12 protein-coding genes are annotated in these 20,566 nt (G+C 53.5%); 1 reads left to right on the top strand and 11 read right to left on the bottom strand.

Annotated elements, in window-relative coordinates:
• Nucleotides 1-21 precede the first annotated feature (21 nt).
• Nucleotides 22-1,227: an FAD-dependent oxidoreductase gene (locus ACFPMF_RS09175; RefSeq protein ID WP_379843483.1), complete on the top strand. Its 1,206-nt coding sequence runs from the start codon at nucleotides 22-24 to the stop codon at nucleotides 1,225-1,227.
• Between the two features lie 29 nt (nucleotides 1,228-1,256).
• Here ACFPMF_RS09175 and ACFPMF_RS09170 read toward each other — a convergent pair whose 3' ends face one another.
• From ACFPMF_RS09170 to ACFPMF_RS09120, 11 genes are all read right to left on the bottom strand, one after another.
• Nucleotides 1,257-2,528, bottom strand: coding sequence for a serine hydrolase domain-containing protein (locus ACFPMF_RS09170; protein WP_379843480.1), 1,272 nt, complete (start codon nucleotides 2,526-2,528; stop codon nucleotides 1,257-1,259).
• Between the two features lie 228 nt (nucleotides 2,529-2,756).
• Entirely contained in the window at nucleotides 2,757-5,546 is a 2,790-nt protein-coding gene (locus ACFPMF_RS09165; RefSeq protein ID WP_379843477.1) for a putative Ig domain-containing protein, read from the bottom strand.
• Between the two features lie 86 nt (nucleotides 5,547-5,632).
• Nucleotides 5,633-5,776 carry a hypothetical protein gene (locus tag ACFPMF_RS09160; RefSeq protein ID WP_379843474.1) on the bottom strand — a complete coding sequence of 48 codons (144 nt, stop codon included), beginning with the start codon at nucleotides 5,774-5,776 and terminating at the stop codon, nucleotides 5,633-5,635.
• A gap of 95 nt (nucleotides 5,777-5,871) precedes the next feature.
• Nucleotides 5,872-6,969, bottom strand: a complete 1,098-nt coding sequence (locus ACFPMF_RS09155; protein WP_379843471.1) for a glycoside hydrolase family 99-like domain-containing protein — start codon at nucleotides 6,967-6,969, stop codon at nucleotides 5,872-5,874.
• 36 nt (nucleotides 6,970-7,005) lie between these two features.
• Nucleotides 7,006-7,980 carry a metallophosphoesterase gene (locus tag ACFPMF_RS09150; protein ID WP_379843468.1) on the bottom strand — a complete coding sequence of 325 codons (975 nt, stop codon included), beginning with the start codon at nucleotides 7,978-7,980 and terminating at the stop codon, nucleotides 7,006-7,008.
• A gap of 46 nt (nucleotides 7,981-8,026) precedes the next feature.
• Nucleotides 8,027-9,148, bottom strand: a complete 1,122-nt coding sequence (locus tag ACFPMF_RS09145) for a glycoside hydrolase family 99-like domain-containing protein (RefSeq protein WP_379843465.1) — start codon at nucleotides 9,146-9,148, stop codon at nucleotides 8,027-8,029.
• Nucleotides 9,149-9,194: 46 nt separating this feature from the next.
• The gene (locus ACFPMF_RS09140) at nucleotides 9,195-10,211 is read right to left on the bottom strand and encodes a DUF5627 domain-containing protein (RefSeq protein WP_379843462.1); all 1,017 of its coding nucleotides are present in this window, start codon (nucleotides 10,209-10,211) and stop codon (nucleotides 9,195-9,197) included.
• A gap of 41 nt (nucleotides 10,212-10,252) precedes the next feature.
• A complete protein-coding gene (locus ACFPMF_RS09135; protein WP_379843460.1) occupies nucleotides 10,253-12,007 on the bottom strand; it encodes a RagB/SusD family nutrient uptake outer membrane protein in 1,755 nt (584 codons plus the stop codon).
• 17 nt (nucleotides 12,008-12,024) lie between these two features.
• Nucleotides 12,025-15,018 carry a SusC/RagA family TonB-linked outer membrane protein gene (locus ACFPMF_RS09130; RefSeq protein ID WP_379843457.1) on the bottom strand — a complete coding sequence of 998 codons (2,994 nt, stop codon included), beginning with the start codon at nucleotides 15,016-15,018 and terminating at the stop codon, nucleotides 12,025-12,027.
• Between the two features lie 41 nt (nucleotides 15,019-15,059).
• Complete coding sequence (locus tag ACFPMF_RS09125; RefSeq protein ID WP_379843454.1) at nucleotides 15,060-16,901, bottom strand: RagB/SusD family nutrient uptake outer membrane protein; 1,842 nt, start codon at nucleotides 16,899-16,901, stop codon at nucleotides 15,060-15,062.
• Between the two features lie 8 nt (nucleotides 16,902-16,909).
• Nucleotides 16,910-20,392, bottom strand: coding sequence for a SusC/RagA family TonB-linked outer membrane protein (locus tag ACFPMF_RS09120; RefSeq protein ID WP_379843451.1), 3,483 nt, complete (start codon nucleotides 20,390-20,392; stop codon nucleotides 16,910-16,912).
• Between the last annotated feature and the right edge of the window lie 174 nt (nucleotides 20,393-20,566).

Here is a 20,566-nt window from a genome sequence, read left to right as displayed (position 1 = left end):
CTCAAATCCGAAACAAACGTGATGACAACGCCCCAAAACGCTCTCCTCATTGGCTGTGGTATCGCCGGTCCGGCGATGGCCCTTTTTTTACAGCAGGTCGGTATTGCTGCCGAAATCTATGAAGCCCAGCCCGGCGCGCTGGACGAAGCCGGTGCGTTTCTGAACCTGGCCCCCAACGGCGTCAATATCCTGAAAACCCTCGGCATCGACCCTTTACAGGATACCGACGGTTTTCATTCGACCGGAATGGCGTTTTTCAACGGCAAAGGCAAACGCCTGGCGTTCATCGACAGCCGCAACGAAACCGAACGATTTGGCAGTCAGAATGTCATGATCAAACGGGGGCAGTTGCACCGGGTGCTGCGCGACGAAGCGCTTCGCCGGGGAATTCCGGTTCATTTTGGCAAAAAGCTCACCGCCATTCAGCGTAACGGTTTTCAGGGCGTGACGGCGCGTTTTGCGGACGGAACCGAAGCCAACGGCCTTTTTCTGATCGGCTGCGACGGCCTTCATTCCCGAACCCGCCAGCTCACGTTTCCGAACGCTCCGCAACCGGCCTACACGGGTATGGTCGATTGTGGCGGTTTTGCCTACTGCCATCCGGCTGACCTGCCTGCTTCGGGCGCCATGCAGATGACCTTCGGGAAGAAAGCCTTTTTTGGTTCGATTGCCAAACCGGACGGCGAAGTCTACTGGTTCAGCAACGTAGCCTGGCCCAACGAACCGCAACGGGATGAACTGAAAGCAATTTCCGACGAGGTCTGGCGGCTACGACTGCTCCAGAATCACGCCAGCGATCCTGAACCGATTCCAACGATCCTGAAATCGACGCCGGGCGAAATCGGCAGGTGGCCGGTGTACGACATGCCCTCGTTACGCACCTGGCACCAAGGGCCGGTTTGCCTGATTGGCGATGCCGCCCACGCTACCTCACCCCATTCCGGACAGGGCGCGTCACTCGCCCTGGAAGATGCCGCTGTGCTGGCGCAATGCCTGCGCGATTCCCTGAAAACAGAAACCGCATTTGCCCGGTTTGAAAGGCTACGCAAGGAGCGGGTTGAGAAAATTGTGCAGCAGGCCCGACGCACCGGCAACGGCAAAATGGTGACGAATCCGGTGGCCGTCTGGTTCCGCGACCTCATGCTGCCCTTTTTCATCCGAATGGGTGCAAAAGCCGCGGAGCCGGTTCTGGCGTACCAGGTAAACTGGGATGAGGAGGTAGCTTAAAAACCGGTCGCTGCGGAGTCGCCGGGCGATTAATTCATCGCCTGATACACCGCCATCCGGAATTTTCGAACAAAATCGGTGTAGTGTGCATACGGCATGACATTGGTATAAACCAGCAGAATCAGGTTTTCTTTGGGATCGATCGTATACTCCGAACAATACGCCCCGCCCCAGGTGTAAGCCCCCGGCGTCGCCTGATCGCCGTAATGACTCCGGCTGGTAATCAACTGAAACCCAAGACCGAATTTATCACGCCGGTCCCAGACTTCGGCCTCGCCGATCTGGTTCTCAAGCATCATATCAACGGTTTTCCGACCCAGAATCCGCTTTTCGTTGAACGAGCCGCCGTTCAGCAGCATCTGGCAAAATTTGGCGTAATCTTCAATCGGCCCGACCAGACCGGCCCCTCCGGCAAAATACGTTTTGGCCCCGGCCACCGGGTACGTGCGGTTGCTGACATTGTCGTGCAGGGATAGCGGTTTATCGGCGCTGCCTTTCGCGTACAGTTCCACCAGCCGACTGGCTTTGCTGGCGGGCAGATAAAAATGCGTATCGTTCATTCCCAGCGGTTCCAGCACGCGTTCGCGCATCGCCACATCCAGCGGTTTTCCGGATAAAATCTCGACCAGCCGGCCAATAATATCGGTGTTCAGGCCGTAGGTAAACGTTTCTCCGGGGTCCTGAACGAGCGGGCGGGTCGCCAGCCGGTTCACCACATCTTCCAGTTTATCGGGTTGCAGCGAATTCAGGTACGGCACCTTGAATTCGGGGCGCTGGTCGAGCGGGTGTTCGTAGGGAATGCCGGCATTATGGCTCAGCAGGTGCCGAATGGTGATATCGCGCTTGGCGGGGCGGGTTTCGTACGTCCCTTTCTCCTTATCGACACTGACCAGCACGCGCGGATTTTTGAAGGCCGGAATGTAGTTGGCAATCGGATCGTCGAGCAGAAATTTCTGTTCTTCAAACAGCGTCATCAGTGTCACGGTCGTGATCGCTTTCGACTGCGACGCAATCCGGAAAATATCGTCGCGTTTGAGGGGTGTTTTCTTTTCCAGGTTACTGTACCCATACGCTTTGAAATGGATGATTTTGCTGTTACGGGCCACAAACGTCACGGCATTGGGGGCCAGCCCTTTGTCGATAAAGCCCTGCATCAGATCATCGATTCGTTTCAGGCTTTCCGCCGAAAAACCGGCCTCGCCCGGCGCATCGGCGGGTCTAAAGCTCATCGGCTGGGCAAACCCGGCCAGCGAGCAGGCCAAAACGAATGAACCAAACAGAGCACAAAAGGCGGTTTTCATCAGGCAGAACGGTTTAGAAGTTACGGAGCCACGAATCGTTGGCATCGGCTAGGCCGAAAAGCCTGAAAATAGCGAAAAAATACTGTTCAGCGGTTCTGTTTTGTGGCCAACGGATGCGACTGCCCCGCAGGGTAGGCAACGAGCCGGCGTAAGTCGGCTCGACTAACCATCCCGACTACCGTCCTGGCAATCCTGACCCGGTGTTGAACCGGGACGCCTGTAAACCGGCTAGTACGACTTTAGCAGTTTCACAACGATGGCCTGTCCTCCCTGCGTGACGCGCAGCAGGAATAATCCGGCGGGTTGTTGCTGCACCCAGAGCTTCTGATGCTCCACGGCCTTCGCGGCCGGAATCGTCTGCTCCTGAAGGGATCGGCCGTTGCCGTCCAGAACTTGCAAGCGAAGCGGCTGGCCTTCCGTCCCCCGAATTTCCACCTGGATGTAATCCGTAACCGGGTTACCCAATACCGCCACCTGAAGCTCCGCCCCCCGTTCAGCCGACAAGCGGGCCTTGGAACATTGATAAGCCCTGGGAGATCCTTTCAACTCATACGGGCTCCCCAGCACCCGGGCCCGTACCAGGGTGCCATTGACCAGCCCCGACGGGGCCGTAAAATTATAGGCATGCGCCCCATTGCCTTTTTTAGCATCGATTAGATCGGGGCGAACAATATTAGCCACAGTGCTGCCCCACACTGTTGCGGGCCCCGTTCCAACCTGGGTGAAAAACTCCACCGTCAGCGGGGTGTTGGGCTTTTTGCGGTCCCAGACCCAACCCCGGATGCCCCCGCAATCCAGCTTGTCCAGATAGCCCTCAAAATCACCCGTGACCGGACTCCCAGCCGCCGGATTAACCGTCAGGTTGAAGCTCACCGAGTTGGTGGCCCCCTGGGTATCCGTCGCCTGATACGTCAGCACGAAGCTGCCCGCTACCAGGGGCGTACCCTGAATCACCCGGCTACCGGCCTCCAGTTTCAATCCATCAGGCAAACCCGTCAGCTGGTAGCTCAAGGCATCACCCTCCGGATCGGTAAAGGCCACCAGCGTCCCGGCGAAGGGCACCCCAACCTGGGCCACCAGCGGAGCGATCAGCACCGTGGGCGAGGGCGGAGCCGGCGCTTTGTTGGCGGTGGGTCCCGTGGGATTGACCTGACAGATGAGGGCTTTGGGCGAGTCTTTCAACAAAAAGCTACTGCCCGCGACCCGGGCCGAGAGGTGGTGCGGTAACCCATCCTTGAGCGTGGGGGGAATGCTGAAGAAGAAGGCGTGTTTGCCGTTGCCCTTGCCAGCGGTTTGCAGATCAGAGCGGAATACATCGGCCATCAGCGTATCAATGACAACAGGTCCGTCCAGGATCTCGACCGGGACGGCGGTATTGGGTTTGTTGCGATCCCAGGCCCAGCCCCGAAAGGTGCTGCAATCCGCCCCATAGATAAAACCGTCGAAGCTGCCCGTCATTGATGGCGGGTTGATGACCACGGTGGTCGAGCCGGGGGGGCTGGTGCAGTCGCCCACGGTGCAGGTGGCCGAGTAGATCAGGGTGGTGACCGCATCGGTGGGAACCGGAATACTTGTACCGGTTCCGGTAACGCCCGTGGAACTCCGCCAGGCGACGGTTCCACCTTCACAGCCCGACACCGTTAGCCCCACCGAAGGGGTATTTTGCAGAATGGGCCGGGTAACTGCGGGCGGTAAGCTCAGGCTGGGAGCGGCTAGCGGACGGCCCTGAAACTCATAGGCTCCGATATCGATGCGGCCATTGTTATAAAACCGGGGGTTGCCCGCCAGATCGGTGGTGCCGCTGCTGGCCGGATCACCGGCATCGATGGCGGGCGAGCAGGCGGTGAGCCGCAGGTCGGTTTCGCTGACGAAGGGGAACCGGTCAGTTGTCAGGTTATGGTCGTCCACAGAGCCCGGTACCGGAATATCGAAAAGGCAGTAATGAGCCTCGATATCCCCAATTCCGAATGTATTCTCCCCCCCATTGCCATTTTTCCAGAAGATACAGTTGGTCAATACCGCACTGTCATTTGTTTCCCCTAAACTGCCCGCACTGGATCCGTAAATAGCTGCCCCACTGTTCTGCGCCCAATTATTGATAAAAGTACAATTGGTTAGCTGTAGGTTAATGTTACCGCCTTCTAAAGCTAAAATCCCTATGGCTCCACCGTCTCCTTTACTGCCATCAGAAGCGTGATTGTTCACAAAACGACAATTAATTACCTGTGGGTTAACGGTGCCGAAGTAAGCGGTAAAATTGAACATCGCTCCCCCGGATTGCGTAGCCCGGTTATTGACAAAAGAGCAGTTAATAAACACCGGGTTCGCGCTAGCGGGACTACTAGCTTCGTTCATGACCGCGGCACCATGCCAACCCGTATTGTCGATGAACCAACAGTTCCGAACGACAGGATCACAATAACTGCCCTCCCCCTTGGCTTGGTTGTGCATGCCTTTACCGCCGATCGTTTCAGTACTATATGCCCCGGTGATGATAAAGCCGTCGATCACGGCACTGTTGTCCAAATACAGCAGAGAGCCAATAAAATAGCTCGCGTTGTCAATAAGAATGCGTGAGTTGTCACTGGTTACACCCGGCTCCCCAATATCCCCACTCAGTGTTGTGCTGGAAGGCGTACTCAGGACCGATGGGCGCTGACTCAACGCGGTTTCTGTACCGACAAAACCGCCATAAATCGCCACGTGGTTGCGCATCGAAAAACTAATGTCTCGATTCCCATCCTCGGTGGGCTTATAGGTCCCGGCCGCCACCCAGACCTGCACATCCTGATTCTCGTGGGCCTGTGAGTAGGCACTGGCAGCCTCGATGGCCGCTTGCAGCTGCGTACCGGCGAAGGCGTTGCCCCAGGAGGAACCGTCCTGTGGGGTGCCCCCGCCACTGGGGGTGACGTAAAACACTTTCTGGCCAAAGCCACTCAGCCCCATGAGCACCAGCAGACCGATAAAAAAGAATTGACCCAGCGCACCAGGGCCATAAAACCGTAGAGAAGTTTTCATTGGAAGCAGAAATTTATAGGACCAAAAACACCGGTAAAATTCCGCGACTGGTGTCAAAGGGGCTATCAATTTCAGTCCAATAAGTATCAATTTTGGTTCAGCGTGGGATCAGGACCCTGGTCCCGGTGGGCCAGACCGTGGCTTAAGCCCTCGAACGAATCAGAGGCTATGACCTGGTTGACCATTTGGGCATTCAGGCTGCGGGGAAGCCCTACCGTTCGCCAGGGCATAACGGCAAGTCATTGGTTACTTGCTTCGCCAGCGCCCGGGCGTACCCGTTCACGGCCATTCATGCCCTTCCTACCAGCGCGAATACCGGACCCCATTATTTGGTACGCTGCTTTTTACCCGAAAGGGCTGCTTTTAATCCCGTCAATGGGTTTAGCCCCTGCTTTCCAGGCGTCAGCCAGGCTCCTTCTCCGTTTTCATTCCAGGCATACAGGAGCCCGATCCGTTCGCGGGTCAGCGAAGACTCATGGGCATTCATCCAGTCGATCATCCCGGTGACCGATTTTTCGACGGACTGGGCCGAGAAACCGGTGAAATAAGGCTTCTCGTGATACTTGTTTTTGTCGTTGGACCAGGGGCGCGGGTCCCAGCCCATCGTGGATACGGGGATATACGGTTTTTGAGCAAAATCCCCCAGCTTACTCCAGAGTCGTTGTTCCGCGGTGTGCAGGGTGTCGATCGGGATCGCCTGCTTATCGCCTTTGAAGCCTACACTATGATAGTTGTAACCGGTGATGATGTCGGCACCCGAGCTTTCGGCCTTTGTAACCCCATCCGGCGAACCGGCACAGATGGCGATCGACGCGCCGGGAAGTCCGGCGTCAACGGCACTTTTCCGAAGCTTGTCGAAAGCGCCACGAACCGCTTCCGGCGAGCCAAAATTTTTGATCAGGGACGTAAATTCGAAGAAGATGAGCAGTGGTTTTTTATCCACCCGCAAATACTGCGGGTGTTTAAACTCAGCCAGCCAGAGGTTGGTCAGCTTGTCCCAGTTTTCCGGCCCTACATCAAACCCGCCGTGGTTGGCCACCAGCAGGCAGTACTCCAGCTTCTTCGCATTCTTTGAGCTTTTGTAAAACGACAAGGCCCGGTTTTCCGGCAGTTCATCGATCGTGCGGCCATTGCGGTGGTACCAGCAAAAACTAAAAAAAGAAAGACCCGCCCGGGCGGCCAGCGCAATCTGCTCATCGACGATTTCCTGTTTGCTGGTCACCCAACCCCATACCGGCTCGCGATCCGGGTAGTTGTTTTTCAGGTCCTGGGTAATGTGGAAGGTCGTTCCGCTCCAGCCGTCAAAATAATACGCCCCGATTTTGTTTTTGCTTTTTTGAGCCAGGACGTGCTGGTATCCGGTAACGAAGAGGGCAACCAGTAGCAGGAAAAACCGGGTGCCCTGCGAGCGTAGAATTTTCATTTAGGAAAAGGTTGATGCACTAAAGAGGTTCGTTGCTTATCGTTTCAGGGCTCTTTCCTCCCCCTGTTTAATGAAGTCGATGTCTTCCAGAATGAACTTGGACTTATCCTCTCGGGTCTTTTGGTAAAACGGCGAATACATGCTGGCAGAAACCGTCTTTTTATCAATGTCGAACGAGAGCATCCGGATATATCCCCCGCCCATATCATCGTTCTGGTAGTTCTGAAGGATTTGGTAGATTTTGTTGCCATGCTCCCCGGTATCAACTTTCAGGGCCGAACTCATGACGTGTCCGCTCAGAACAAAACGGATATTGGCGTGCTTCTTGATCAACCGGTCGTAAACCACCTGCGGGCTAAAGTCGCCGTAGCCTGCATTGCGGGTGTCAATCTCGCCTTTCGGGGTTAGGTGGTAGTGGGTAAGAATGATGACGTTGTAGTTGAAGTACTCTTTGATGATATCCCCGGCCCAGTTGATCGGCCCCATTCTTGGACAAAACTCCAGGGTAAGGACGAGCCAGTTGGTTTTGCCAACTTTAAAGGTGTAGTAGGCATTGTCACTTTTATCGGCTTCATACCGGCCACGCTGGTGCGTAAAGCGGCTAACCGGAAAGTAAGAATTAAACTTGCGCGTTTTCCGGAGGTTCTGGTTGACATTGCCCGGAGCCGCACTTCCGCTATTAAACCCGACCGCTTCCGTATCGTGGTTACCGAGGGTAATCGCATACGGGATATGATGGGCGTCGAAGACGTCATAGCCTTTGCTGGCTACTTCGAAATGGTCATAATTGTCAAAATTAACGAGGTCGCCCACGTGTAACACCATCGGAATGTTGAGGGAATCCTTATGATCCACGACCCATTTGATCCGGCTGTTAAACATGGCGTGGTTCCCACCGACCTCGCCTTGCGTGTCAGGGAAAACCGGAAGGGTAAACGTTTGTGAATAGCCGCCGGTAGCGGTTGCCAGGCCGATCAAAGCGATCAGGCAGGGTTTGAATAGCTTTTTCAAGTCAGGAAAAGGGTTTTAGCGAAGGGCAAAATTACGTGCCGCCGTATTATTTTTTCTGTTTAGTTTGGTTGGAGACCACCTCCCGAACCACGTTTAGGTAGTTGCCTTGGGGGTCGCCCTTGGTAGGAACCAGGTAGCCGCCTTCTCCGAGTTCATTCCAGGCGTAGATCAATACCATTCGTTCCTTTGGGGTCTGCTCCGGATGTGTGTCCATCCAGACGACCGCATCGTTGAGGAACGTTCTGAACTGCTCGGGGGAGCGTCCGGTATAGTACCACCCCTGTTTGGCTCCGCCTTTGCCGTTTCCGCTGGCGTCTTCCCAGGGGCGTTTGTCCCAGCCGACGATCACCGTTGGGATATAGGGTTGTTGCGCAGTTCCCTTCCACCGGCTCCGCTGGGCATCTGCGAGCTCGGCATACGGATGTTCTTCAGGGCCCGCCGAATAGCCCGGCACGACGTTGTAGTGGGTCGTTACCACAAAGTTTTTGCCCTCCGTGTTGCCACAGCCCGCAATCGTCAATCCCTCCAGACCGCGTTTCCGGGCTGCCTGCTGCATCCCGGCCATATCCGCATTTTCGATTCCCCTGGAATTGAAAATAACCACCAGCGGCTTATCGTCAACTTTAACGTATTGGGGGTCGTTGAAATACGGCATCCAATGTTCGGTTGCTTTTTCCCAGTTTTCGGTTCCGGTAATTTCCGCCCCCTGATGATTGGCAATCAAAAGCCCGAACTTGACCCGGTTTTTGTTTTTAGCTTTGAGATACCGGTTCATGCTTTCATGCTGCGGCAGCATGGCGACTTTTTCCGGATTGAAAGGGCCGTTGGTATCGCGCCAATACCAGCAGAAAAGAAAGAACTCGACGCCGTTATCAGCTGCCAGGTCGATCTGGCGTTCCATAATTTCCTGGGAATCGTTCCGCCAGCCCCAAACCGGCTCACGGTCGGCAAATTCATCCAGCATTCGTTTGGTAACCTGCCGGGGGGCGGTTTTCGCCCACGGTTCATTCGGATCATTGGCTTTGGGGTTTTGACCGCCCCAGCCGTCGTAATAATAAACACCAACCCGGATCGGCTGCCTGACGGTTTGCCCGTAAAGTTCGGACACCAGTCCGGTCAGGCAGGCCAGTAGGACCAGCCGCCATACGCTTTTCGCTATCATTTTCATGCGTTGAGGGGTAAAAATAAGCTAACGTAAACCGGGGCCCCGGAAACTATTTCGTAATGACCGGCTGAAAAAGCTCCATGGCCACGTTCCGGTCTCTGACCACCAGGGTATCCGTTGCCGAATAGGTCGTCGCCCCTTGCTTGAACTGGTACGTCAGGTGGATGGCATCCCGTTTTTTATTTCCCCATTCATCGGCATCGTCGAGAAACTTGCCGGTACCGGTTACCTGAAAAGCCGAACCCGCCTTGCTTTGTACGACGCAGGTATTGCCGGTGAACGTTAACTGAAGCCCCAATGTCCCCTTGATGGCCGTTGAGTGAAGCGTTCCTTCCAGCGTAACCTGGTTTTTGCTTTTCGTTACCAGATTCAAGACTTCGTTCTTCTCGATAAATTCCGTACGGTAGGTGTTGGACTCAACCACTTGCCCGGCGGCATCCGTCACGGTGCTTTTCCCCCGGCGGAAATAACTGCCATGATAAGGGTTTATGAATTTAACCGCGAACATGGTAAAATTCTTGGGGGCTACTTCCCAGTTGCTAACAATGCGGGGATCAGGCTGCGCTACGGATGCTTTCCCGGTGAGCAGCGAATCGAGTCCGACCACTTCGTTGATCCGCACCGGCAAGACATAAGCCAGTTTAGTAGCCAGTGTATCATCGAAAAAAGCCTCTTTCAGCTGGACCACAATGTTGCCGTTGAAGGCACCGGTCGGGATAACCAGCTGGTCGGAAGAACTCAAGGTATAATATCTCTCAGGCAGCGGGTACATGGGCTGATTGGTGGAGGCAAATTTTGCCTGGTTACAAAGGCTGTTGTCTACCTGAATTTTGAAAATCCGGTCCTTGGTGTTTTCGTACACACCGCCCATTGCCGCCGAGATCAGAAATTTATAGCTGTTGTCGTTGGAATTATCGTAGATATAATCCCCCAGAATCAGCGTCCGAACCGGAAACTGGTAGGGAAAGTATCCCGATGTATAGTCGTAATCAGGGAATACAACGTCCCGGTTTTTACAGGCTTTCAAGCCGACGATGACAACAAGTAGGAACAATATCTTTTTCATTTCGGAGAGGTTGTAATGATTTTCCGGTTTTAATGAATGGGTTACCATCCCTGGTTTTGCTGGAGTGCCGAATATTTGACAATCTCGGTCTGAGGCACCGGGCCGTAATGCATGAAGGTGTTATTATACCCCCGGGGCTCGACGTCAACGACCGTATAAGTCGTCTTGTTAATATTGACCCCTTTCGCGGTTTCGGTTAAATCGGCCTTCCACCGGCGCAAATCCCAGAACCGGAACCCTTCGAAACACAGCTCTAACCGACGTTCATTGCGGATTAGCTCCCGCATCTCTTCCTTGGTTGAAATGCCCATCAGATACGGGTCAGGCTTGGGGATACCAGCCCGGCTCCGGATCGCGCCGATGACGTCCCTGGCTGAATAACCCCAGGCACCCGTGCCGGTCGGCCCCCAGGCTTCGTTGGCGGCTTCGGCGTAGAGCAGAAACAGTTCGGTATAGCGCGCATGGACTTCGTAGTGCTTTTGGGTCGTGGTCGAAACCGGATTCAGATTGACCTCTTCTACCAGCAGCTTCTTCAGGTAGTAGCCTGTGCGCGTTGATGTTTCCAGGGAATCCTTCGCATCGACGCCACCGCCCACACCCGTAAGAATGGCCTTTCCGGAGACGGTATTGCCATTATAGGCTATATACTGCCGCAGACGCGGATCCCGGTTTTCGTAGGGTTTCGTTTTATCGTATTTGCTTTCCGGTTTTGCTATGGGATAACCATTGGCGGCCGGAAACGCATCGACGAGATTCTGGGTAGGATTAACATTCCCCCGGCCAAAAAGAGACGGCGGATAATTGGCCATTTCCCGCGAGTTCGATGCAACGACCGACCTCCTCCACAGAATTTCCTTTTGATCGACCGGGGGAGCTGCCGATACGTTCACCTTATCGACAAATGATTTCAGGTAAAATTTATTCCCGTCCGGGTCCAGCCCGGTCAGCCCGCCGATGTCTTTCAGTAATTCCCCGGCATAATTGGCGGCCTGCTCCCATTTGGCGGGGTCCGTATTAAACGCAGGGCTGGCTTCGAGCAAGGCCAGTTTTGCGCGGAGCCCTCTGGCGACCCGGCTGGTAATGCGCTGGTTGAGTTCGTCCCCAAAAACAATGTTATAGTTACTGACGGATACCTTTTCGTAGCCGGGCGGTAATTGGGCCGCATTGGCGACATTCCGGTAATCATTCATGGTCAGGTACTTCAGCGACTGATTGATGTCGGAATAAATCCGGTCGACGGATTCCTTGAAGGTAGCCCTCGGAATATTAAAGTTGGCGTTAACGTCCAGGAATCGATCGATGATGGGAATACCCAGCATCTGACCACCGGGGCCCGGCCCCGCGACGGCAACTAACAGATGGTATTGCAGTAAGGCCCGCAAGGCGTAGGCTTCCCCCTTAAACCGTTGGGTATATAACCAGTTCAGCTCCGGAACCGACCCTTTCCAGTTCACGGTATCAACCAGGGTGAAAAACTGATTCGTCGTCTGGATACCGGAAATGCAGTTCGCCCACTGATCGACAGGGTTATACATGGATGACCACTGACCGGTAGCCATCCGGAGGTACTCATTCAGCTTGTTGTTGCTTACGGCGTCGTCGGTCGCGACGTCATTAAAGCTGAGGTTGTTGGTCGGAATTTTGTTGTAGGCGGTCACGAGTATCCCTTCGGCATAAGCGGGATCTCTATAAATCCGCTCAATGGTGCTATGGTTGTCGTTCACGGGCTCCAGCACATCACACGACCAAAAGGCCACCGCGCCCAGAAATAAAAGACTGTATACGAATAATCTCATCATGTCTTTTTTACGAATTAAAATGAGATGTTTAGACCCAGCGAATAGGAACGGTACTGCGGTTCGCTGCCAATGTTCAATTCCTTAACCTGGCGGTATTTCGAGAACATACCCAGATTGGAAACGTCGGCAAACACCGAAAAAGCCCTTGTATGCCACTTGTTTGATACTTTAACCGGAATCTCATAGGTGAGCTGCAGACGATCGACCACAAAGAAATTGTCGCGGTACAGCCAGAAATCCGAACTCCGGTAATTGTTAGTGTTGGCAATGGAACTGAGTCTCGGAAAGGTTGCGGTTGCCTGGGTGGCTTCCGTCCAGCGATTGAGGACGAAGGTCGAATACTTGTCGTCGCCATCTACCCAGAAATAATTATTCGAAAGTTCACCATCGGCGCCCATCCTTCCGTTACCACGCGCAAACAGGGTCAGATTTTTATACGACAGGCGAAGGTTCAGGCCGTAGGAAAAAGGAGCCTGCGAGCGTCCGATCCGCAGCTCATCATTGGCATCGATAATGCCGTCGCCGTTCTGATCCTTGTATTTAAGATCCCCGGGCTTGACCGTTCCGAATGCCTGCGGTTCATGGTCCGCAATGTCGCTTCGGCTGTTGAAAAAGCCTTCGGTAGCCAATCCAAACCGCGCATCGACCGGGTGACCGGTCCGGTTGCGGTTACTGGAAGCATAAAGCTCATCCCGTTTTTTGACCTCCGAATTCGCATACAGCACGTTGGCCCCGACGACCAAACTGAAATCGCCCCATCGTTCGCGGTACGAAAGCCCTAATTCAGCGCCGTGATAGGCGTTTTCGTCGAAGTTCTGATAGGGAATGAACGTTGTGAAATAGCTTGGGTAGATCGATTGCGGCCGGGTAATCTGGTCGGAGTACACACTGGTAAACACATTGGCATCGAGCGACAACCGGTTGTTCCATAAAATGCTCTCAAAACCGACATTAAGTTCCCGGCGCTTCTCAAATGCCAGGTTATCATTACCTCCGTTCATGGGCACCACGCCCGCCCGCGACCGGGTTCCTTCATACCACGAATAACTTCCGGAGCCCGCATAGCGCTCGTGGTAGTTGTAAAATCCGCTGATGCCATTGTCCGAGTTCAGAATCCCGGCCGATGCCCTAATTTTCAGGTAGTTGATAAACGATGCCGAAGCCATAAAATCTTCCGCGCTCATTACCCAGGCAAGACCCAGCGACGGGGAAAAGGCGGTCCGGTTTCGGGGGGGCAGTTTAACCGAGTTGACAAAGGCACTGCTGAAATCCACCAGGTATTTGTTCTTAAAACCGTACGCCAGACGCAGGCCAAGGTTGGCATTTTTATTGCCCTGAATATCACCCTGTAGCTTGTCGTTGGTCAGATAAGCGAGGGCGGAACCAGAAACCTGGTGTACGTCGTCGAAGGTCCGATTGTAATCCAGCAATCCGTAAAAACCGATCCGGCGCCGGTACGAAGCATTGCCGACATTTTGCGTTCCGGTCCGAACATCTTCTCCGTACTTGCGGATGTTGACAATCCGGTCTTCCGTTTCGGCCCAGACGGGTTCGTAAACCGCGTAGGTATTGCTGATAAACTGGTCGTACAGGGTGAGGTAATCGAAGCTTAGATTGGTGTGAAAGGCCAACCCCTGAACGGCCTGGTTTAGATCGAAATCAATCCGGTTATTGAACGAAAAGGTTCGCTGTAGCTGCCGGTTTTCACCGCCTGCGTACCCCGACGCAATCGGGCCCGTCAGATAGGCTGCCGTTCCACCGATCAGGTAAGCGCCATCGACATCATTCTTGCGTCCTTTGAGAATCGCATTTTCCGGGTCGATCAGCGAAATGGGCAGTAACGGCGCGTACAGGTTAGGCCGGAGCGTTGCGGCATTGGCGAAAAAGCTTCCCTGCGGCTGGTTGTTGTCGTTCAGCACAATAACCGCATCGAGGGCACTTTTAATCCAGTGATTTACTTTCAGATCAATGTTCCCGCGTACATTAAATACGTTGGATTTCATGGACTTCCCTTCCCCGAAATTATACAGGCTACCCGTTTGGGTCCACCCGATGTTCGAATAGTAGGTCGCTACATTGTTTCCTCCCGAAAAATCGACCATGGCCCGGGAAAAGGGCTTGATTTTCTTTAAATAATCGCTGGAATAATAATCGATACTGGGATACCGGTAGGAATTTCCGTTTCTGAAATTCTGGATCATCGTGGGGGAATACTGAATGCCCAGACCGTCGTTTAACCGCGCTTCGTTATACAGCTCCATGTAGTCGGCCGACGAAAGGTATTCCGGCAACGCGCTGGGCCGTGAAATACCATAAAAAGCCGTCGCATTGATCTGTTTCTTATACGCCTGCCCCCGTTTGGTGGTTACCAGCACCACACCATTAACCGCATCATTGCCGTACAGGATGGCCGCGTTGATATCTTTCAGAACGGATATCTGTTCGACCTCCGACAGATTGAGGGTGCTGACGTCGCGCGGCAAACCGTCGACAACGAACATGGGGCTTCCGATTCCGCGAATATTGGCACTGCCGAGCATCCCCGGGATCAGCCCCGTGAGCGCCGAGGAAATACTCTGGGTATTGTCAAACCGCCGGAGTTCGTTGGGCCCCAGCACACTGACGGCATTCACCAGATTGCCTTTTTTGATTTTGCCAAAAGCAATGTTGACGGCATCGCGCTGCCCGAACTGGAACGGCGACTTCTGTAACGTCAACGTTTCCTGATTACTATACTCGCCTGACTTGAAAACGGCCGATTCGAATCCGGGGGCTTCCACAAGAAGGTCGCCCAGATCCGGGATGGAAATCGTGAACCTGCCGTCTGAATCGGTTTTACTGAAGGCGACACCTTCATTGCCATAGATGGTTGCGTCGCTGATCGGCCGACCGTTTTCATCCGTTACGAGCGACTTGATAACGATCGGAGTTGCTGCTTTTTTCTGGGCAACGGCCACAAAATGGCAGAACAGCAACATATAACTCAGATACCTGTATATTTTCTTCATGAAATTCAACTTTTAAAGGATGACACAACCATTACCCGTAGTTACCAGCCTGGATTTTGCGGAAAGCCATCGTAAAGCTTTGTGTCTTTCAATTGAAAAGGAAGCCAGTTATGCTTCTTTTCAAAAACCCGGGTGACCACCACCCGCTCCCTTAAATTGATCGGTTTTCCGTTGGCACCCCGGTCAAAGTCAATCGCCGTTTTTTGAAGGTATTCGGGATTTCCGGCAATGTTCCACCGGCGCAGATCGAAGAAGCGATGCCCTTCAAACGCCAGTTCCACGGCTCGTTCCCGGATAAGTTCTTTCATGAAAGCCTCCTTGGAGCCGGTGAATTTACCAGCCAGATTGGGCAGATTGGCGCGGTTTCGGATGGTATTGACGGCGTCTGCAGCCGTTAAAGCCACCTTCGGTGATTTGGAAAGGGGCGTTCCATAACCGTGCAGGGCGGCTTCCGCGTACATCAGGTACACATCGGCCAGGCGCACCACCGGATGGTAAGACTGGAAATTGCCCCAGCGGTTATCCCAGGGATTACAGCCCTTCGGCGTCCATTTCTTGTAAAAATAACCGGTTACACTGCCTGCTACATTACTGCTGGCGGGCGTCCCGTTCCGGTGCGTGCCGTTATTGGCTAATTGGGCAAACTCATTCAGCTTGGCCGCGGCCGCAGTGGCATTGTCTACCATGCGCACGCCATCATAAATAATGTCGACATAAAACCGTGGATCGCGCCCGGTCCATGGGTCGTTGGGATTATAGCCCGATTCCGGATCATCCAGGGGCAGCCCGTTGGCCATCCCGTAATTTTTAACAAAGTTGTGCGTGGGCACTTCCACCCGGCTGTTGCCCGCGCCAAACTGCACGGGATTGCTGGTACGGTTGGTCGTAAACCGGACGTAATTCGGGATGATAATGGTTTGATTCATGATGACTTCGGTTCCGCCCGGACGATCGCGGTTGCTGGGCGACCAGACCCAGAAATTGTCCGTCCAGGTAGCCCAGGACTGTAAGCGGTAAACGCCGGTTTCTGTGCAGATTCTGATCACGTCGGCAAATGCATCGGCGGCCTGCTTGCAGAGTTCGGCATCATAGGCGTTACTTCCGGTCGAGGATTCATTCATCATGGGGCTGGCGGCATACAGCAAATTCTTCCCCAGCATCGACAGCGCATGGATTTTGGTAATACGCGATGCATTATTGCCGAGCGTAGCTTTCCCCATGGCCGTATCATCCCATTTCAGCGGCAGCAATTCTGCCGCTTCCTGGAAATCCCTGGCTGCTTTCAGGGCTGTTTCCCGGTAATTAAGCCTCGGTAAGGTGAGCGGCTCCGATGAACTCTGTACCTGGTCGACATACGGCAGCCCCCCGTAAAAGCGCATCAATTCAAAATGAAAGAATGCCCGAAAGAATAAACATTGCCCCCGGATGGCATTTTTTTCCTCCGGGCTGACATCCGTCAGCAGGTCCAGTTTACTCAGGCCGAGATTAGCCTTCCGGATCGCATACCAGGCAAAAGGCCAGACGCGCATCCGGGTAAGGTTGGATTGGTAGTCAAAATTGGGGCTGGCGGCATACAGAAAAGTGCCCTGGTTCCAGTAGTTTCCATCGTCCCAAATCAGGGGAACGGTAGACAGCACTTCATCGGAAGCGCTGAAATTGTAAAACTGATTTCCGCCAAGCACTTTATGGATATCGATCACACAATTGTACATTTCCTCGACATATCCCTGAAAGCTTACAAAACTCCCAAATACATCTTTGTCCGTTATGGTCGCCTGCGGAGCGCGGTCGAGGTAGTTTTCGCAGCCACTGAAAATAAACGCAACAAGCACCATCGTTCTCACCAGCCACTGCCTCTGTGAATACACGAGATTTCTGATCATAACCATTCTTAAAAAGTTAAGTCAATACCGATATTAAAGCGCCGTGGTGTCGGATAGGCTCCGGCACTCGCAGCCCCTCCCGAAGCAGCCGACTCCCGGTCATCCGGCAGTTTCGACCAGAAAAACAGGTTGTTGCCATTGGCAAACAGGCGCAGTGAAGAAACCCCCAGGCGGCTTGTAACCGTTTTGGGAAACGTATAGGCAACCTCGGCGGAGCGAAGCCGCACAAAAGACCCGTCATAGATGAAATAATTTCCGATAAACTGTCCCTGGGATTTCCAGCGGGGAAGAAAGGACGTAGCATCCTGGTTGTCTCTTGACCAGTGATCCCTTACGTGCGAAAAAAGCACGTTCTGATACAGGTAAAAGTTGTCCAGCGGAATGTTCCGGGAGACATTGTTGACGGCAAAAAATTGCAGCATTAACGTAAAGCCTTTGTAACCACCGCCGATTGTCGCGTTGTAATTATTCTGAGGGATGTCGGAATGGCCGAAGGGCACGCTATCGTCGTTGCCGGTGATCACCCCGTCGCCATTGAAATCAAGCATATTATAGTATCCGGGCAGCTTGGACAAGTCGTTGGTTTGCTGCGGAACACTCGCAAACACCTCATCCCAGTTGTTGTAAAAACCGGTGTTCACCAGGCTTCTGGTTTGTCCAATCTGGTAGCCAGCCTGTTTCAGGTACGCGGCCTGTAAGGCCGGATCGTCCCGGTTCAGCACCTTATTCTGCGTATGGGTATAGGAGAGGTTACCCCAGAGATGCACCCCGGAGGTGAAACGTTTGTTCACCCTCACCTCCAACTCGTATCCTTTGGACTTTACCTGGCCCAGGTTGGCGGAAGGGGGTGTTGCTCCGAAATAGGGAGGAATAGCTCTGGAGGTTCCCGAAATCATGATATCGGTTCTGTTCTCCGTAAAGTAATCGAAGTTCACCTGCACCAGGTCATTGAAGAAGCCCAGTTCGGCCCCGTAATTATTTTTCCGGGCCTTTTCCCAGTGAATATCCGGGTTACCGACGATCGATTCCTTGTACCAGATGTACGGACTTTTTTCGTTCGGGTTGGCATTCAGTAAGCTGGAATTCCCGTAGGCATACTGCGACTGGTACGCCCACCGCGCGCCCCCCGCATCGTCCCCGACGGTTCCCGCGCTGTAGCGGAATTTCAAATGATTGATCCAGCTAACTTTGAAAAACTTCTCATTCGTAACATTCCATCCAAAGGCATAAGAGGGGAAAAAGTCAAAGCGATAACCCGGGCCGAACTTTTCAGATCCGTTGTAAGCCCCGTTAAATTCGAACAAATACCTGGAATCGTAATCATAGGTGGTGCGGAAGACCCAGTCCTCCCGGTAACTCGGAAACATACTTCCTTGCGCGAATTGCTCCCGCTTGAACAAGGCCAGCGCGCCCACATGGTGTTTGTCGAAATCACGTGTGTAATTCGTCTGTAACTGATACATCAGTCTGCGTCGGATGGGCAGATAACCCGTGAAGGTCGAGGAGACCTCCTCCGGATTGATGGTCCACGGGCTCATCACCCAGTCAAAAGCGTTTGCCGCGGTGACCGGTGTGGTTTCGGTATACTCATTCGGATTCTGACCTTCGCCGGTGTAGCGATCCGGATAGACAATTTTTCCGGGCAGGTTTCCCTCGGGCCGCACATGGTTCTGATCGGTAATACCGCCGACGGTTTGCATGCTGTTGTCATAAAACAGCAAACCCGTCACACTCAGCCCTTTGGTAATAAAGTCCAGTTTCTGTTCGAGGGTAAAGTCAGCGTTCAGCGCTACTTCCCGTCGCTGCCAGACGCCGGTATTATAAACAAGAGCAACCGGGTTTTGAAGTCCTTCGGGAGGCAGCGAGTAACTCTGTCCCCAGCTTCCGTCTGGATACTGGGGCAGAATAACATCCGGCGGAAACCGGTAGGCCGCAGCCCACGCGAGCGGATTGGTGCCGGATGTACCACTGGCGTACGAATAATTGGTATTTTTCTGGCTAAAAAAACCGGCCAGGTTTACCTTGATATTCGTCGTTCCGGTTACTTTAAAGTCCAGGTTACTCCGGAAGTTAAAGCGGTTGAAGCCGTAGCTGGGGTCATAATTTTTGTTGTTCTCGTACTTTTTGAACATATCGCTCTCGTTCAGATACGCCAGCGACCCGAAATATTTGACAAACTTAGTGCCTCCCGTCACGTTCAGATTGGCCCGATGCGACCAGGATACATCCCTGAACATAGCCTCCTTCCAGTCAACGTTTGGATACAAGATGGTGTTGATGTCGCTTTGCGGGCGCCGGTACCGCAGGGCCACGTCATACGGTACGTAGTCCCCCCACGAAACCGGGCTAATAACCCCTTCGCGCTCGATCATTTCGTTTCGGAGCATGATGGCTTCATACGAGTCCAGTTTCTGAGGCAAACGGGAAACCGACAGGGCGGTAGCATTGTAGGAGACCGAAAGCTGCGGTTTGGCTTCTGACCCCCGTTTTGTGGTGATCAGAATAACGCCATTCGCCCCCTTCACCCCGAAAACGGCGGTTGCAGAGGCATCTTTCAGGACCGAAACCGTTGCGACCTCGTTTACATCGATGTTCTCCATGTTTCTTTCAACGCCATCAACCATAATGAGGGGCTGCCCGCCGTTCCAGGTATTGCGGCCCCGGATGAAAATCGCCGTAGCGCTTTCGCCGGAGGCTGTTCCACCGGGCTCCCCGCTGGAGGTGATCGTCGTTAAGCCGGGAAGATTGCCGGTTAACGCCTGTTTAAGGTCAGTAACATTCCCGTTCCTTTTCAGCTCCTCACTCGAAGCCTGTACAATCGAACCGACTACGCTCTGTTTTTTTTGCGTCCCAAAACCCACTACCACCACTTCGTCGAGGATCTTATCGTCGACGGTCAGCACCACATCGATCCTCGTCCGGTTCCCAATGGTGATCTCCTGGGAGGAAAAGCCCACAAATGAAAACACCAACGTGGTTTCCCTGGTCGGAACGGTAAGCGAGAACGCCCCCTCCGTATCCGTGGTGGTGCCGCGCTGAGAGCCTTTGATCAGAATGCTTACCCCGGGCAGTTTTTCCCCCTTATCGTCCGTAACCGTTCCGGTAATCGGAATTTCAGCGCCTGCTTTCGACTTTAGGTCGGGTTCCGTCGCCGACGAGTTCGACTCGGGCTCGTTAGGCGTTAACACAACCTGCTTCCCGATAACCCGGTATTTTATATTGATCGGTGTAAGCAACCGATTCAGCACATCGGATAAGCGGTCATTTCGGTAATAGACCGAAATGACGGGTTGTTCGGGCAACAGTTTGGTGCGGTAGGTAAACGTAAGGTCTACCTGTTTTCCAATCTGGTTGAGAATTTCTGCAATACTCCGGTTCTCCATCTTAAGGGTCACCTTTGTGTTGAGCAAGTCTTGCGTTCCCGGCTCACGCGCAAGGGTAAAGTTGGCGAAAAGTACGCCTGTTACCACCGGCATCAGGAGCACTCTCATGAGGATTCGGAGGTTTAGAAAACCGAAATCTTTTCTCATTGATTTGATCGTTCTAGATTTTTGAAAAGGCAATAATGTCCCTTTATCCGCCATAACGGACACCCTTATACGTAAAGAAAACAGGGGATTTTAAACCCGGTAGCAGCCACCGTCGGGCTTTAGTTAGTCGAAGAA

The organism is Larkinella bovis, from assembly GCF_042655385.1.
Taxonomy (GTDB): domain Bacteria; phylum Bacteroidota; class Bacteroidia; order Cytophagales; family Spirosomataceae; genus Larkinella; species Larkinella bovis.
The sequence above is the reverse complement of the archived record's forward strand: the minus strand, read 5'-3'. Positions and strand labels throughout refer to the sequence as shown.

Bases quoted from the DNA above. Each gene is read 5' to 3' on its own strand.
- ACFPMF_RS09175 (WP_379843483.1), top strand. From the start codon at position 22: ATGACAACGCCCCAAAACGCTCTCCTCATTGGCTGTGGTATCGCCGGT.
- ACFPMF_RS09170 (WP_379843480.1), bottom strand. From the start codon at position 2,528: ATGAAAACCGCCTTTTGTGCTCTGTTTGGTTCATTCGTTTTGGCCTGC.
- ACFPMF_RS09165 (WP_379843477.1), bottom strand. From the start codon at position 5,546: ATGAAAACTTCTCTACGGTTTTATGGCCCTGGTGCGCTGGGTCAATTC.
- ACFPMF_RS09160 (WP_379843474.1), bottom strand. From the start codon at position 5,776: ATGCCCTGGCGAACGGTAGGGCTTCCCCGCAGCCTGAATGCCCAAATG.
- ACFPMF_RS09155 (WP_379843471.1), bottom strand. From the start codon at position 6,969: ATGAAAATTCTACGCTCGCAGGGCACCCGGTTTTTCCTGCTACTGGTT.
- ACFPMF_RS09145 (WP_379843465.1), bottom strand. From the start codon at position 9,148: ATGAAAATGATAGCGAAAAGCGTATGGCGGCTGGTCCTACTGGCCTGC.
- ACFPMF_RS09140 (WP_379843462.1), bottom strand. From the start codon at position 10,211: ATGAAAAAGATATTGTTCCTACTTGTTGTCATCGTCGGCTTGAAAGCC.
- ACFPMF_RS09135 (WP_379843460.1), bottom strand. From the start codon at position 12,007: ATGAGATTATTCGTATACAGTCTTTTATTTCTGGGCGCGGTGGCCTTT.
- ACFPMF_RS09130 (WP_379843457.1), bottom strand. From the start codon at position 15,018: ATGAAGAAAATATACAGGTATCTGAGTTATATGTTGCTGTTCTGCCAT.
- ACFPMF_RS09125 (WP_379843454.1), bottom strand. From the start codon at position 16,901: ATGATCAGAAATCTCGTGTATTCACAGAGGCAGTGGCTGGTGAGAACG.
- ACFPMF_RS09120 (WP_379843451.1), bottom strand. From the start codon at position 20,392: ATGAGAGTGCTCCTGATGCCGGTGGTAACAGGCGTACTTTTCGCCAAC.